The sequence below is a fragment of the Microbulbifer mixtoriginis (SeqCode) genome (assembly GCF_052467705.1).
Genome location: NZ_CP174322.1, coordinates 449,484 through 463,661, shown reverse-complemented (window position 1 = coordinate 463,661; position 14,178 = coordinate 449,484). Strand labels below are relative to the sequence as shown.

Genomic DNA, 14,178 nt, shown 5'->3' with positions numbered 1-14,178 from the left:
AGCCTTCCGGTGGACTCGATAAGTACTCTTCTGGGTTTAAGGCACTACAGTTGTTGAACGGTGTCCTTAATACCATATTTATCATTGGTAACAGTAAAGAATTGGCCAGTTGATATCACAAAAATATCGAGCTGTATGCTACTAGCATCGATACCGACATTAATCTCTTGAGGTTCCATAAAATATAGGTATTTCGGCCTCACTATTCGGGCTTGAGTCCCACATAACTATTCGAGTTATGCCTAATGAGTGTCTGTTACGTTCATACTTGTTATCGGCCTTTATGAACCGACAATGCAACGAACTGTGGCAGAAAAGATCTTCGGTGACCGGCGAAGGTGTGTCTCAATTTACCCGTTAGCGAAAAGGGTTTTCAACATTTGAATCGAACTAGAACAACCATACAAACGCAGCTTTCATCTGAAAATAGCGCGGGCTGGGACGATCTATACACCGCTTCGCTCTGTTTCGGCCGCCCATATGCTCAGCGTTATATTCCACCCAATTTCAACCCCGCCTGTTGGCGACACGCTTGCAATAATTTTGTAACGGAACTCTCGTTACCTATGATTCTTGCTATGGCTACTGCACCAATGAGCATTGCAGTTATTGACAAAATATCATCTTCGTCGCAATCAACATAGCTTTTGGCGTATTCCAAAATTGCTTTGTTCATGCCATCGTAGATGCTTGCATAAGTTGCTTTTGTTTCTTCATCCTGCATGGTTATATCCGTAGCTAAAAATGCAAGTGGACATGGGTATTCACCCCGCACATGCTCTAAGCTAAGGTATCCATCAAGCAATAGGCATAGCCATTCCTTATCGGTAGTGCCATCTGGTTTAAGTTCGGCAAGCTTAGTGCCATTGACTGCAAATTTTAAGGACTCACGATACAACACCGCCTTGCTGTCAAAGTGAGCATAAAACGCTCCTCTGGTGAGCCCGCAATCTTTCATCACTCCATCCACTGTAACGCCATCAAAACCCTTGACCGTAAAAAGCCTGAACGCGCTTTCAAGAATTCGTCTACGAGTAATTTCCTTATGCTCTTTTGTATAAGGCATGAGTTCTTATGTGCCTACAATTTAATATGATCTGTATCATATATTATATGTCGTTTAACATGTAGCCTTACCTTAAACCGAAGAAAATAAAATAAATGAATATAATCAACGGTTATATTTCACGGAGATGCAAAATTGAATAAAATAAAAGGCGGCTGTCATTGTGGTTCTGTAGCATGGGAATTTAATCTTCCTATTAAGACAGTAGTGAAGTGTCATTGCTCTATGTGTAGAAAGTTACAAGGCTCTGATCACAGTACCTATGCTGTTGTTCCGAAAGAACAATTCTCATTATCTAAAGGCGAAGACTCGGTTATCAATTACCAAGCTACCGAAAAATCATACAAAAATTTCTGCTCCACATGTGGAACACCAACCCACCTTATTAACGGGAAGCATTTCCCGGGCGATTTTGTTTTACCACTAGGTATAATTAAAAATTATACTGATGAGCTAGCACCAAAAATCCAAGTTTATACATCAGAAAAGCCTCCTTGGTCGAACATCCATGATGATGTGCCACTATTTAGCTAAGGATATAAATCGGGTAGCCGGTAGTTTCTAGCTACCGGCCTCCACACCACCCATCGTACGGGTCCGCAATGGGCGGCTCCCAATCCGTAATGGATTTAGGTTCAAGCCTTCACCATGACCAAGGTATTAATCTTGGTATTAGACTACTATGTCGCCGGCTGACTTCTGCCTAATCACCTTGGTCATTACTGACTGAGGCACTGCTATGTTTCACTACTTCTTTTCCCCGCGATGGTGGCTAGCGGGTTGGGACTAATTATGAGTCAGCGGCCATGCTGACAGCTTCATATCAGCAGGTTACACAGATCTCCGCTGATACGGGGGTGACTTTCACTACACAACTTCATCATTTACTCTACCCATTAGATCACATGGCTTCAGTGCCCTTGACCACTTCGCCTCTAGGCTAAGCATTAAATGATATTTCTATTCGATAATTTGTAGTTTTTCAGTGGCACCCTTACCCAAAGATCTCACCCTGTTGCAGTTGCCATTCACTGGTAGTTAGCATTTAATGGAGTGCCATTAAATGGTGATCTTCCTACAGGGGAGTTTCACCCTATTAGTTCACGCCTATGCTTGGCGTACCAAGTGCCTGCAATCCGATCTGCGGTTGCTGTCACCTTTTTTGTCAAAACCCTGACAAAAAGATGCCAGTAGCCTCCGGCAATTGAGGCGAGCGTATCTTTCATCGTAATTGGCGCTAATTATTATGCTCTTTAAGGGATCGTGTAAATGTAAGCGTTGGCGGGTTGAGGTTCAGTTAGCTGGACCGATCGAAGGTTTGAATCCGCGCATTTGCGATTGTAATTATTGCCAAGCCAACCCGTCACTTATTATTAGTGATCCGAATATGTCAGTGGTTTTCATTGGTGATGGGATTTTAACTAAACAAAATGGTGATCAGCTTGCTAATTTCTACCATTGTAAAGCTTGTAATGAACTGCTAGCCGTAGGCTGCAATATAAATGGTCGGCTTCGCGGAGCAGTAAATTCCAATTTATTGCAAGACGTGAATCAACTTGGCAACCCTATTCAAATTCAGCCAAGACTGTTGAGTGCCGCTGAAAAGCTTGAACGCTGGGATAAGTTGTGGGGTGTCCTTAATGGTTTTTGAAACTTAAAATGTTAAGGCTTTCGGACGCTTCGGTCCGCAGCATGAGGCTTTATGAGTCAGGGAGAAAAAAACAGCGCCGATAACGCCTTGGCATTTATACAGGAACTGATATGACTAGGTCTGATAAGTTCTGGGATAGAAAAGCAGAGGAGTATGCTAGGAGCCCTATTTCTGACGAGGCAAGTTATCAGAAGAAGCTCTCAGATACCCAGAAATTCTTTACGCCTGATATGAATATTTTGGAGTTTGGTTGCGGAACAGGAACTACAGCGATTTGCCACGCTCCACATGTGCAATATATTGAAGCGGTAGATATCTCTGAAAATATGCTTGAGATTGGCCGAACTAAGGCCAGGGAAGCCTGTATCGATAATATTAGATTTACCAGAGGTACATTAACCGAATTCAATGCTGAATCGGCGAGTTTTGATGCAGTATTGGGTTTAAATGTTATTCACTTAGTACCAGATAGAAGAGATGTTTTGGCAGAAACTGCTAGAATCCTCAAGCCTGGTGGTATTTTCGTGAGTAGTACCGTTTGTATGGGTAATTCCTATATACGGTTTATTAAGCTCTTAGCACCTCTGGGAAAATTCATGGGTATAATGCCCGATGTCTTCATCCTAACAAAAGTAAAATTAGAGAAAGAAATTCAAGACGCTGGTTTTACCATTGAAGTTATATGGCAGCATGGAATGCATGACATGGTAGTTTTCATTATTGCGCGTAAAATATGAATGATATTTCTAAAACTTCGTTATGTCTCCAGAAATACAAACCATACTTAGATACTTAACAGTGAGGATACTCAAATGAATACAAATGCAGTTTGTTGGTTTGAAATTTATGTAAATGATATGGTTCGTGCAAAGTCATTTTATGAAGCTGTTCTCAAGCAGGAGTTAACTCGACTAGACAATCCTGACGAAGCAAAAGACTTCCCTCAACCCGAGATGTGGGCATTTCCAATGAAACAAGAGCCGGGGGCAAGTGGAGCAATTTGTAAAATGGATGGGGTTGAAGCTGGAGGTAATAGCACTCTAGCGTATTTTGATAGCGAAGATTGTTCTGTTGAACTGGCCAGAGTTGAGCCCGCAGGTGGGAAGGTAGTAGTGCCTAAAATGTCTATTGGAGAGCATGGCTTTATCGCAATAGCGCAAGATACCGAGGGAAATAATATCGGTTTTCATTCAATGAAATAGCTAGCCCTCACAAGAAAACATTAATTCACATAACTGGTTACTTAAATATCGTACATTGTCTTCATCAAGGCACTGGGTTGTGCTCAAATTAAGCCGGCTTACCCTATTGATGAAATTAAAATTAGCGTGGAATAGCTACGGCTAGCAATTATGTGCAGTTAACGTTTTTGGCTAGCCTTACTAAAGTAGCCCACTACCATTCCGTATCCAAAGTGCAACTGACAAAGCCGTTACACACCAAAGAACCATTTATCACAGTGCAAGAGGATGAGTTTTGAAAGGATTTAGAATTCTGACCTCCACTTTATTTCTACTCACCAGCTCTATCGCTTTATCAAGTAGCGTTAGTGTGCAAAAAGTATCTGAACACCTACATATCTTGAGTGGAAAAGAGTTCGGAACGAATATTGGCTTAATATCTACGGAAAATGGATTGGTACTCATTGATCCTATGCCAGGAAATAATCAGTTAAGTGCGTTAGATCAAGAAATTCGGTCAATTTACGATAAGCCTATCTCCTTCATCTTAAACACACACTCGCATTCTGACCACACCGGTGGAAACGCGCACTTTGAAAAGCAAGGTGGAAAACTGATAGAGAGCAGCTTCAATTTAAATGAACTCACTCACATTAAAGTCAAGTCTCATACAACAATCGACAATATCTATTACCATAAGGAAAGTAATTCTATATTTGTCGGTGATGTATTCGATACCAGCTGGCATCCAACATTTTATGCTGGCGGAATTAAAGGTTTTAATGAAGCCATTGAGGCCATTTTAAATTTGGGTGATGATCAAAGTTTGATAATACCCGGCCATGGCACTCCAGCAAACAAGCCATCTTTGCTTGAATTCAGGAAAAATACTTTTACATGGATAAATAAAATTCAAGAGCTTCATCAAAAGGGATTGGGTGTGGAACAAATAATGATTGATACACAAGTTAAGGATATTTTGGAAAAGTTCAATATAAATAATAAATCCCCATTCCTACCCCAAAAAGCTTATAAAAGATTTATAGAAAGAACTATTTAAGTGATTAATGATGAAAATTATAGACAACAAGGAAGCTTATTAGGATAAGTTCATATTAACGCTATTCTTTTTTTGTCGGAGGAAAAGCTACTCCAGCAAGGTTTTATTCATTTATGAAAATTGCAACCTCATTTTTACTAATTATTTTATCCTCATTTTGTCATGCTGAAAACATCACTCCTTGCCCAGAAAACCTTTAGCGCATTGAGAGATATGACCCTAAATATCCAATGAGAGAGTACCGACGACCTGTAAATGGCTGGGTAGTGCTAACTGCCCTGCTTAATCCTGATGGAACTTTGCAAGATATTGAAATTGTAGAGTCAGAGTCGGATAACTTATTTGATCGATCTGCTGTAAAATCAGTAAGAAACTGGAAATTTGACTGGTCAGGATGCTGGTGTAAATCTAAGACTAGATTGAGCTTCAAATTCAATGGCTAACGGTTTACACCTAGGTTGCCCATCAATACACTAGAGGCTGTTTCATAACTTGAAATCGGCTATTCTCACGCAATTACATAGAAAAAAGTCCAGCAATAGTGAGCCGATTCAAGTCAGAGTTAACCAATGATCAATGGAAATTGATCGAACCTTGTCTTCCTGAGTTAAAACGAGGAAAGGGAGGCTCTAAACCCATTGATAATCGAGCTTGTTTTGAGGGTTTTGCGTTCTGGAACGCGATGGAAAGATCTTCCTTCACACTATCCATCACCGAGTACATGCTGGAGAAGGCTTCAATTTTGGGAAGAGCAAGGAGCTTGGTTACAGGCATGGAGAAGATTTCTGTAGCTGTTGGATCAGCAGTCTTTGCTTAACTGGGAAGAGGTCTTTTCTGATGGCAGCTTTGCACCAGCAAAAAAAGGGGCTTCGAAATCGGGAAAACCAAGCGGGGCAAGGGTTCAAAGTGGATGGTGGTGGTCGATGGCGAAGGTATTCCACTGGGAGGCACCATTACTTCGGCCTCACCAGCAGAAGTTAAATTATTACACCCATTACTTGATGTTATGTATAAAAATACAAAGATTCATCGCTTAGTTTATGATAAAGCGGCGGACTCGGATCCTCTTAGAGATAGTCTGTTGAGTCGTGGAATCGACCTTATCTGTCCACACAGGAGAAATAGGAAAAAAGTCTCAAGGCAGGATGGCAGAAAGCTCAGATGGTACGCTCGCCGTTGGAAAGTTGAGAGGACTTTTGCGTGGTTGGGAAATTACTGCCGTTTAGTTATTAGATGGGAGCGATATTTGTCCACTTATCGTGCTTTTTTCTATATTGCATGCATGCTAATTACCTTAAAGAAGTTATGAAACGGCTTCTAGTATAAACCATGAAAAGATATGGCTACTAATTTACCAAGGATGATGGTGGCCTTTCCAAATTAAGCGGACTTAGATTCTTTATCGGGCTGTGTGCTTTTTTCAGTACAATTACCAGCTTGATATTCTCTGGACAGAGCCAATTAAAGTTATATTTGGCCTCACTCTTCGCTTTCTGGCTTTCTGGCTTTCTGGCTTTCTGCATTCTTGGCCGAAGTTGCCCCCAAAGTAAGATCCTACCCGGTTATATTTTCCGCAATAACGGCAAGTATAATTTTCTGGATTGATCCGAGAAATGTTTTTATAGTCCATCATTATGAAAATTGGCACTGTGTTGATATTGAAAATTTGAACGGCAAAATAATATATTTAGGTTTTTGTGGCATAGTAATAATCGCTGCGCTTTGGTCTTTGCGGAAGCAATCTCGCTGCATGTTTAGGTATCATGCTTTTTCTTTGATACGAAAATCTTAGCTACAAATAATACGTCAATTAACTAACAACTGATCCATAACTTTCTTAGCTTAATTAACATGCAGGCAATATAGAAAAAACTCTGTAAGAAGATAAATAGCGACCCCACCTGGCGACCACATAACGGTAGTTCTTAAACCATACAAAAGTTCGTTCAAATTTTTAATATCGAATATACCCACTAAGCTTTCTACCATATTTTTTCAAAGGTTTTCTACTATTCCTACAGCGAGGGCAAATCAGGTTAATTTCATGGCCGATAAAGCTATAGAGTAATAGATCAGAGTCTAGAGCTTTCTCGTAAACTAAGCGTTAATTTTTTTATTTTCATAGGTAACATTGAGTAATGGATATATTAAATTTACTTCTGCTGGTGAGTCCGGAGTAACGGTACTTCCCAATGAAATATCTTCGTCATCGACCACCACAATCCACTTTGTAACTTCGCGCCGCTTGGTTTTTCCAACCTCTGCTCTCCTTTTTTCTACTGAAGTAAAGCCTGACATCCGAAAAGACTTCTTCCCTGTTTGACAGGGCTCTTTGCTTGAGCTGTCCGAGAAACTTTCTCTAACCCCCTAACTAAGCGCCTTGCTCTTCCCCAAATTGGAGTCTTCTCCAGTATTTACTAGGCGTGATGTAAGATGAAGAGAGGTCCTTCCATCTTACTTCGGAGCGAAATTTCCACAAGATACCTTTACAACAAGCACAGTCATCAACGGGTTTTCAGCCACCTTTTCCATGTTTTAGATGGGGAAGGCAAAGCTCAATTAATTTCCAGTGAACATCGGTTAATTCAGACTGAAACTTGCTTACATATTCTTGCCTTATCGTTCCATGAGACTATAAGAATAACTGATTTCAAATTATGTAATTGCCTTTATAAATTTAGGTAAACCACTTAAATGAGCCTTCTGAAAGTCAATATATTTTATTATCTGAATAAAACGTTATACTTTGTGGTTTTATTTGAGAGAATGGTAATAAGTGGATATCGAGATACTAATAGTTAACCTGCATATTCATGCAGACTTTAAGAGGAATGTATTTGCAAAACTCTTTTAGCTACTGCAGCTTTCTGTACTACTAACTATTGTAACAATACAGATCTATATATTTACAGTATTATTTTGTGATATGAAGCAATTGAACTTCATGAATCACTTGGTACAAAAATTTAGTTCGTAATGATAGGGTTGAAGTTGATAGACATAAATTCTTTAATTTCATTAAACAAATTACTGAGCTAAAGTTGCTTCCTTTAAATCTATTCCTAATTTTTTTGAAAAAATCATATTTACAGGCAAAATTTTACCTTATCATCCTAACTGTTAAATTTTTAAAATCAAATATTTTCATATTGAATGATTACTAATTTTACGAGCACCCATACTAATTCGCGTGTAAGCAACATACCATTCATCAATCACTCGGCACATTAGCATACACGCGGCTTTATATTTTTAAGCTGTCTTTATTGAGCCAGTATTCATTAACTCTTCTGGATATGAATTTAAACTTTTATTATTATAGTTTTGAACCCATTTTCCAAACTGGTCAGACCATCTAATAGTTGGCAGATCAATCCATCGATAAAAAATTTCAGCAACCAAACAACTTGTAATAATAGTAATAAAACCGGCACCCATAGAGGCTACTAAATAACCATTATCTTCTTTAAGAACAAGAAAACTATAAAGCCCTAGAGATGAGAGAACCAAGGGGTGTACCAAGTAAAGCCCAAAAGAAATTTTTCCTAACCATCGCCCCAAAGTGCCACTTAGTAATCTACCACAAATATTATCTTGAACAATCAAATAAACCAATAGAAGTGCCCCAAGACATGGGAAAAAAATTGGCCAGTAGAAGGTAATAAAAGTATTATTCTGAATCCATACTGCAATATCTACTACAGGTGCATAAGCTTCGCTACGCCAGTTATAGCCTCCTAAATAAAGTGCAAACATAAATACAATGGGATACCAAAAGCGAGACAAGGGTGGTACAGGAACTCGATTTATATACGCGCCTAAGATGAATAATGATAAGTAAATCCCAGCTTTACCTATCACATCACTACTGCCAACTAGCACAGCGCAAATTAATAAGGCTATCAGCCAGCCAAAACGGAAATGACCAAAAAGAGCTAAAAATGAAAACAGTAAAAAAGATCCTATTAACTCAATTTGTATTGTCCAAAGAACATAATTATAAGACCTATCCCGAAATAACATTGCACCGTAGACACCTTCCTTGAGAGCCTCAACGAAGCTTGCAGAGTGCACCATTGCTTTTCCAAGAAATCCATCCACGGCAACATCTCGAGCTGGATAGAAGTCTAGGCTGATCAATAACCAGCTCAACATCACTGAAGCGAATACTGGTATTCCCAAGCGAATATAACGTTTAGTAGCTGAGTTTTGAAGTTTAGCAAGGTTATAAGATTTAAAAAAACTTAGAGACAATACATAACCACTAATTACAAAGAAGATAGCAACCGCAAAGTTTCCTTTATAGAAAAAGCTAATGGGGCTATTAAAAATAGTCTCTTCTAAGCCTGTTCCTGATGTATCACCTGTTCCAGTGTGCAGGTAGGGATAAAAGGCCAAAACAATATGTGATAGTATAACGCTAAAGGCTGCCACCCCTCGCAATCCATCAAGGCTATGTAATTTCTGTTTCATTAGTGATTGATTTTCGTTAATAATACTGACTAAATCGAGTAGTTTAACTAAAGAGAGCCACTCTGACCAATTAACTTCCCCTCATGCTTGGCATCTGATAAAAGTTACTAATCAGCAGGCGCATCGGGGAAAATGGAAGCAAGTTTGAATCTACCATTAAAGTTCAAGTTGGCCATCAACTGAAAATACAAATCCTGAAGGAAGCACTAGACGCACATTGCTTAACTTATGGGCTCACCCGTCCTCAAAGACCAAAATTATGCTGCGAGACATGGGTATGGCTGTTACTTCGAAATCGGTTTGGCGCCCCCCCCTTTTTTTGTTATCCTGCAAGTTTTAAAACCAGACAGTCCATCGAAGCATGTACTAATTGATAAAAAAATGACCGCTGAGACATCTCAACCCTAAACTGAGTAAAGCGCCCCTTTCCGACTTCATATCAATAAAGCCCGTGTAGTTGTTTACACAAATCATTCCAAAAATGAACAATTCCGGTCTCTAACTTAAGGCCACCATCAAACCAATTCATCATCAAATACTCCGGGCAACTCACCGATTTCTAGTAACTGACCGGTAAGATCGATTTCACTGACTCAGATGCGCTACCTTATCCTATTGATTAAATCCAATTCTTTAGCCTCACCATATACATGATAAATCTACGGCACGTAGCCACGTTCATCCATCCGCATACCCAGGTATCGAATCAGGCCATTGCGAATATCGCAGATCCAGCCGTGCAAGTTGAAACGCTGACTGCGGTCTCAGCCCTGCTGCATTATTTATATCATGGTCAGGTCTTGCACCTGCGCCAGGCCATTTAATTTATCTTGGCGCAATCGCGTGCGAACAGTTGGCGAATCTCTGCCCCTCAGTGGGCCTCCCCCGATAAATCCAGGCCGGAGATTTGCGCGGCTTGCACCATTTTTTGCAGATAGTCGCTAGTCATCTGGCGGCGGCGTTTTTCAGTTAGGTATTCCTCGATTCGCTCCGAAACATATTCGTATTCCAGCGGGCGGCCCGGCTCGCAGTGTTCCACATATATCAGATGCACACCGTAAGGGGTCTCCACAGGTTCTGCTACCAAACCGGTGCCCTGCTCGAATATTGCGCGCTCGAATGAGGCGACGGTATCACCGCGCCCTACTTGGCCGAGGCTGCCACCGGCTTCGGCGGAGGAACAGGCGGAGTGGGATTGGGCTAACTGGGCGAAGGTCTGTAGCGGATTGGCATCGTTGCGGATCTGCTTGAGCATTTCCTCAGCGGCGGCGCGCGCTTTGGCGCAGGCTTCGGAGTCATCCGGTGCGGCCGGGATCAGGATATGGCGCACTTCGGCGAGGGGATCGGAGCGGAATTTATGTGGGTGGGCTTCGAAATAGGCGCGGCACTCGGCTTCACTGGCCGGGGGCACTTGCAACTCACCTTTCAAAAGATCTGAAACGGCGTGATCGAAGGCCTCGCTGTGCAAGTCTTCATCGGCAGCGCAAAGCCCCTGCCCTGCGGCCTTTTCCCGTAACAGCCAACCGATAACCAATGCCCGTGCAGCGCGGTAAATTGCTTGGCGCGGGGAGTTGGCGGTCTGGTATTGCATCTCCTGGTAAATCAGGTCTGCGGGAATTTCACTGCCGTTCACGGCCACGGCTTCAGCCAGTTCGAATTCGTGCCCGGTGGCGTCGGAAGCTAGTAATGCACTCATGACTCTTCTCCACACAAGGCCCACACTTGTCGGGCCTGGTTAACGATTGCTGGGATTAGCGCGCGGCTTTGGCGCGCACTACCTGGTAATTGCGGCGGAAGTACTGCACTGGAACACTCCATACGTGCACCAGGCGGCTGAAGGGGAACAGCAGGAACAGGGTCATACCGAGGAAAATATGCAGCTTGTAGATGATATTTACGTCGGCGATAGCCGCTGCGGCGGCGGAACCATCGAGGGTGACAATGGACTGGGCCCAGGTCATCAACTTGAGCATTTCGGCACCGTCCATATGGCCGGCGGAAACCAGGATACTGATCAGGCCGAGGATTAACTGGGCGTAAAGCATCAGCAGTATGGTCAGGTCCATTTTGGAAGTGGTGGCGCGCACTCGCGGATTGGTGAGGCGGCGCTTAATCAAAATGGTTAGGCCGATAAAGCAGATTACCCCGAAGAAACCGCCGATAACCATTGCCATCATCTGCTTGGTGGAAGCTTCAATGCCGAGTAAGTGCCACACCGCTTTGGGCGTAAGCAGGCCGACAAAATGGCCCGCGAGAATGGCAATCACCCCGATATGGAACAGGTAACTGCCGATGCGCAATTGCTTGTGCTCCAACAACTGGCTGGAGCCGGTGCGCCAGGTATATTGATCGCGGTCATAGCGGATCAGGCTCCCCACCAGAAACACCGTGAGGGCAACAAAGGGATAGATGGCAAAGAGCAGCGTATTCAGATAGTTCATCTTGTTACTCCTGTGGTACGGGCTGGGCAGAATTCTGCGCGGCATCTTTGGCACTGGAGGCCCAGGTTAGGGGCTGGCCGTCGCGCAGCTGCGCAGCGCTGGGCCGCGCTATGGACTGGTCACAATTGTTGGCGCCGGTAAAGCTGACCACCTCTTCCTCCCAGATCTTGTCCAGCGCCTCGGGGGTATCGTCGCGCTCCTCATTGGCGACTTCTTCTTTGAGCGCGGTCAGGTCGACGAAGACTCCGGCCATCTGCAAGAGCGCATCCATCAACAGGTGATAGGGGCTCTCGCGCTTTGACAGGCGCGCGCTCAACAGGGCAATCACATGGGTGATATCGTGCACCCAACCGTAGGCCGCTTCACCTTGGGTGGCGCAGAACTCTAAGTAGGTGGGCAGGTAATCTGGCAGTTCGCGCTCATTCAGTTCCAGGCCGGCGGCTCTGTAGCGGTTCATCAGATCCACCATGGCCTGGCCGCGATCGCGGGATTCGCCGTGGATATGCTCGAACAGGTGCAGGGACACAGCCCGGCCGCGCTCAAACAAACCGTCGTATTCACTCTGCCAATCGAGCGCATCCATACGCTCGTAATGAGAGATAAACGCCAGCAGCAAATCGCGCAGGGGCTTGTCTAGGTCTTCGGATTCCGCCACCCAGTTGGTTAACTCATCCAGATGCACCACCAGCTCATCGGATGGGTAATCCAGCAGGCGGGCGATCAGGTTTAATACTTTCATCGGTACTCTCCCCTCAGCCTCAGTCGACTACTTTGGCCGGTATCACTTCGCGCACTGCATTCTGCTTGCCACCGAAGATGTTGGTGCTGTCGTTGCCGGTGCTGCAGCCGTTGCCGAAGCTAAAACCACAGGAGGACTTCATGTCGTAGGCGTTTTCGGCGTAAGCCTTATGGCTTGAGGGCACCACGAAGCGGTCTTCGTAATTGGCCAGGGCCATATAGCGGTACATCTCTTCTACCTGGGCTACGGTCATCCCGGCCTCTTCCAGCAACTCGCGTTCCTGCACGCCGTCTACATGGATGCCGCGCATATAGGCGCGCATCACAATCATGCGTTCCAGGGCGCGGGCCACTGGCTTTTCGTCGCCGGCGGTGAGCAGGTTGGCCAGGTATTGCAGCGGGATACGCAGGGTGGAGAGATCGGGGATCTCGGCGCCGCGCCCCACGGTGACGGTTTCCACTTGGCCGGCCTGCACTGCGTTCTGGATCGGAGACAGCGGCGGCACGTACCAAACCATGGGCAGGGTGCGGTACTCCGGGTGCAGCGGCAGGGCGATCTGCCAATCGATGGCCATCTTGTACACCGGGGATTTCTGCGCGGCTTCGAGCCAGGCTTCGGGGATACCCTCGGCGCGAGCAGCTTCCTGGACTTTGGGGTCGCTGGGGTCGAGAAAAATATCGCACTGGGCTTGGTAGAGGGCTTTTTCGTCTTCTACCGCAGCGGCTTCTTCGATGCGGTCGGCGTCATAGAGCAGCACCCCCAGGTAGCGGATACGGCCCACGCAGGTCTCGGAACAGATAGTTGGCTGACCCGCCTCGATACGTGGGTAACAGAAGATACACTTCTCGGATTTACCGGTTTTCCAGTTGTAGTAGATCTTCTTGTAGGGACAGGCAGACACACACATGCGCCAGCCGCGGCATTTGTCCTGGTCGATCAGGACGATGCCGTCCTCTTCACGCTTGTAGATGGCGCCGCTGGGGCAGGCAGAGACACAGGCCGGATTGAGGCAGTGCTCGCACAGGCGCGGCAGGTACATCATAAAGGTGTTTTCAAATTCACCGTAGATATCCGCCTGGACCTGTTCGAAGTTCTTGTCCTTCTTACGCTTGTCGAATTCGGTACCGAGAATCTCTTCCCAGTTGGGACCCCATTCGATCTTTTCCATGCGCTCGCCGCTGATCAGCGAGCGCGGGCGGGCTACCGGCTGGTGTTTTTGCTCCGGCGCCTTGTGCAGGGTCTGGTAGTCGAAGTCGAACGGCTCGTAGTAGTCGTCGATTTCCGGCATATCCGGGTTGCCAAACAGGTTGGCCAGCACCCGGTGCTTGCTACCGATCTTGGGCTGCAACTTGCCGTTTTTCTTGCGGGTCCAGCCGCCGTTCCACTTGTCCTGGTTTTCCCACTCTTTGGGATAGCCGACACCGGGTTTGGTCTCGACGTTGTTAAACCAGGCATACTCGACCCCCTCGCGGGAGGTCCAGACGTTTTTACAGGTCACCGAGCAGGTGTGGCAGCCGATACACTTATCGAGGTTCAGCACCATGCCGATCTGGGCTCTAACTTTCAT

The 14,178-nt window shown here is 44.8% G+C and carries 15 protein-coding genes; 8 read left to right on the top strand and 7 right to left on the bottom strand.

Annotation, left to right across the window (positions count from 1 at the left end):
• Window positions 1-490 precede the first annotated feature (490 nt).
• Window positions 491-1,066 (bottom strand): TetR/AcrR family transcriptional regulator, encoded by a 576-nt coding sequence (locus ACJJIB_RS02165; RefSeq protein WP_444887723.1) that lies wholly within the window; start codon window positions 1,064-1,066, stop codon window positions 491-493.
• 135 nt (window positions 1,067-1,201) lie between these two features.
• Here ACJJIB_RS02165 and ACJJIB_RS02160 point away from each other — a divergent pair, with 135 nt between their 5' ends.
• From ACJJIB_RS02160 to ACJJIB_RS02125, 8 genes are all read left to right on the top strand, one after another.
• Window positions 1,202-1,600, top strand: coding sequence for a GFA family protein (locus ACJJIB_RS02160; RefSeq protein WP_444887722.1), 399 nt, complete (start codon window positions 1,202-1,204; stop codon window positions 1,598-1,600).
• 853 nt (window positions 1,601-2,453) lie between these two features.
• Window positions 2,454-2,717, top strand: coding sequence for a hypothetical protein (locus tag ACJJIB_RS02155; RefSeq protein ID WP_444887721.1), 264 nt, complete (start codon window positions 2,454-2,456; stop codon window positions 2,715-2,717).
• 110 nt (window positions 2,718-2,827) lie between these two features.
• On the top strand, window positions 2,828-3,454 hold the full coding sequence (locus ACJJIB_RS02150; RefSeq protein WP_444887720.1) for a class I SAM-dependent methyltransferase: 627 nt from the start codon (window positions 2,828-2,830) through the stop codon (window positions 3,452-3,454).
• A 75-nt stretch (window positions 3,455-3,529) separates the two neighbouring features.
• Window positions 3,530-3,919 (top strand): VOC family protein, encoded by a 390-nt coding sequence (locus ACJJIB_RS02145; RefSeq protein WP_444887719.1) that lies wholly within the window; start codon window positions 3,530-3,532, stop codon window positions 3,917-3,919.
• A 274-nt stretch (window positions 3,920-4,193) separates the two neighbouring features.
• On the top strand, window positions 4,194-4,958 hold the full coding sequence (locus ACJJIB_RS02140) for an MBL fold metallo-hydrolase (RefSeq protein ID WP_444887718.1): 765 nt from the start codon (window positions 4,194-4,196) through the stop codon (window positions 4,956-4,958).
• Window positions 4,959-5,188: 230 nt separating this feature from the next.
• Window positions 5,189-5,401 carry an energy transducer TonB gene (locus tag ACJJIB_RS02135; RefSeq protein ID WP_444887717.1) on the top strand — a complete coding sequence of 71 codons (213 nt, stop codon included), beginning with the start codon at window positions 5,189-5,191 and terminating at the stop codon, window positions 5,399-5,401.
• A 195-nt stretch (window positions 5,402-5,596) separates the two neighbouring features.
• Complete coding sequence (locus tag ACJJIB_RS02130) at window positions 5,597-5,749, top strand: transposase (RefSeq protein WP_444887716.1); 153 nt, start codon at window positions 5,597-5,599, stop codon at window positions 5,747-5,749.
• A 119-nt stretch (window positions 5,750-5,868) separates the two neighbouring features.
• Entirely contained in the window at window positions 5,869-6,267 is a 399-nt protein-coding gene (locus ACJJIB_RS02125) for a transposase (protein WP_444887715.1), read from the top strand.
• 788 nt (window positions 6,268-7,055) lie between these two features.
• On the opposite strand, the gene ACJJIB_RS02120 is transcribed toward ACJJIB_RS02125, so the two are convergent.
• The 6 genes from ACJJIB_RS02120 to narH all read right to left on the bottom strand — a co-directional run bounded on the left by ACJJIB_RS02120 (window position 7,056) and on the right by narH (window position 14,178).
• Entirely contained in the window at window positions 7,056-7,256 is a 201-nt protein-coding gene (locus ACJJIB_RS02120) for a hypothetical protein (RefSeq protein ID WP_444887714.1), read from the bottom strand.
• Window positions 7,257-8,210: 954 nt separating this feature from the next.
• On the bottom strand, window positions 8,211-9,431 hold the full coding sequence (locus ACJJIB_RS02115) for an acyltransferase family protein (RefSeq protein WP_444887713.1): 1,221 nt from the start codon (window positions 9,429-9,431) through the stop codon (window positions 8,211-8,213).
• Between the two features lie 871 nt (window positions 9,432-10,302).
• Window positions 10,303-11,127, bottom strand: a complete 825-nt coding sequence (locus ACJJIB_RS02110; RefSeq protein WP_444887712.1) for a peptidylprolyl isomerase — start codon at window positions 11,125-11,127, stop codon at window positions 10,303-10,305.
• Between the two features lie 55 nt (window positions 11,128-11,182).
• Window positions 11,183-11,872 carry a respiratory nitrate reductase subunit gamma gene (narI, locus tag ACJJIB_RS02105; RefSeq protein WP_252084097.1) on the bottom strand — a complete coding sequence of 230 codons (690 nt, stop codon included), beginning with the start codon at window positions 11,870-11,872 and terminating at the stop codon, window positions 11,183-11,185.
• A gap of 4 nt (window positions 11,873-11,876) precedes the next feature.
• On the bottom strand, window positions 11,877-12,611 hold the full coding sequence (gene narJ, locus ACJJIB_RS02100; RefSeq protein WP_252084096.1) for a nitrate reductase molybdenum cofactor assembly chaperone: 735 nt from the start codon (window positions 12,609-12,611) through the stop codon (window positions 11,877-11,879).
• Window positions 12,612-12,630: 19 nt separating this feature from the next.
• A complete protein-coding gene (narH, locus tag ACJJIB_RS02095; protein ID WP_252084095.1) occupies window positions 12,631-14,178 on the bottom strand; it encodes a nitrate reductase subunit beta in 1,548 nt (515 codons plus the stop codon).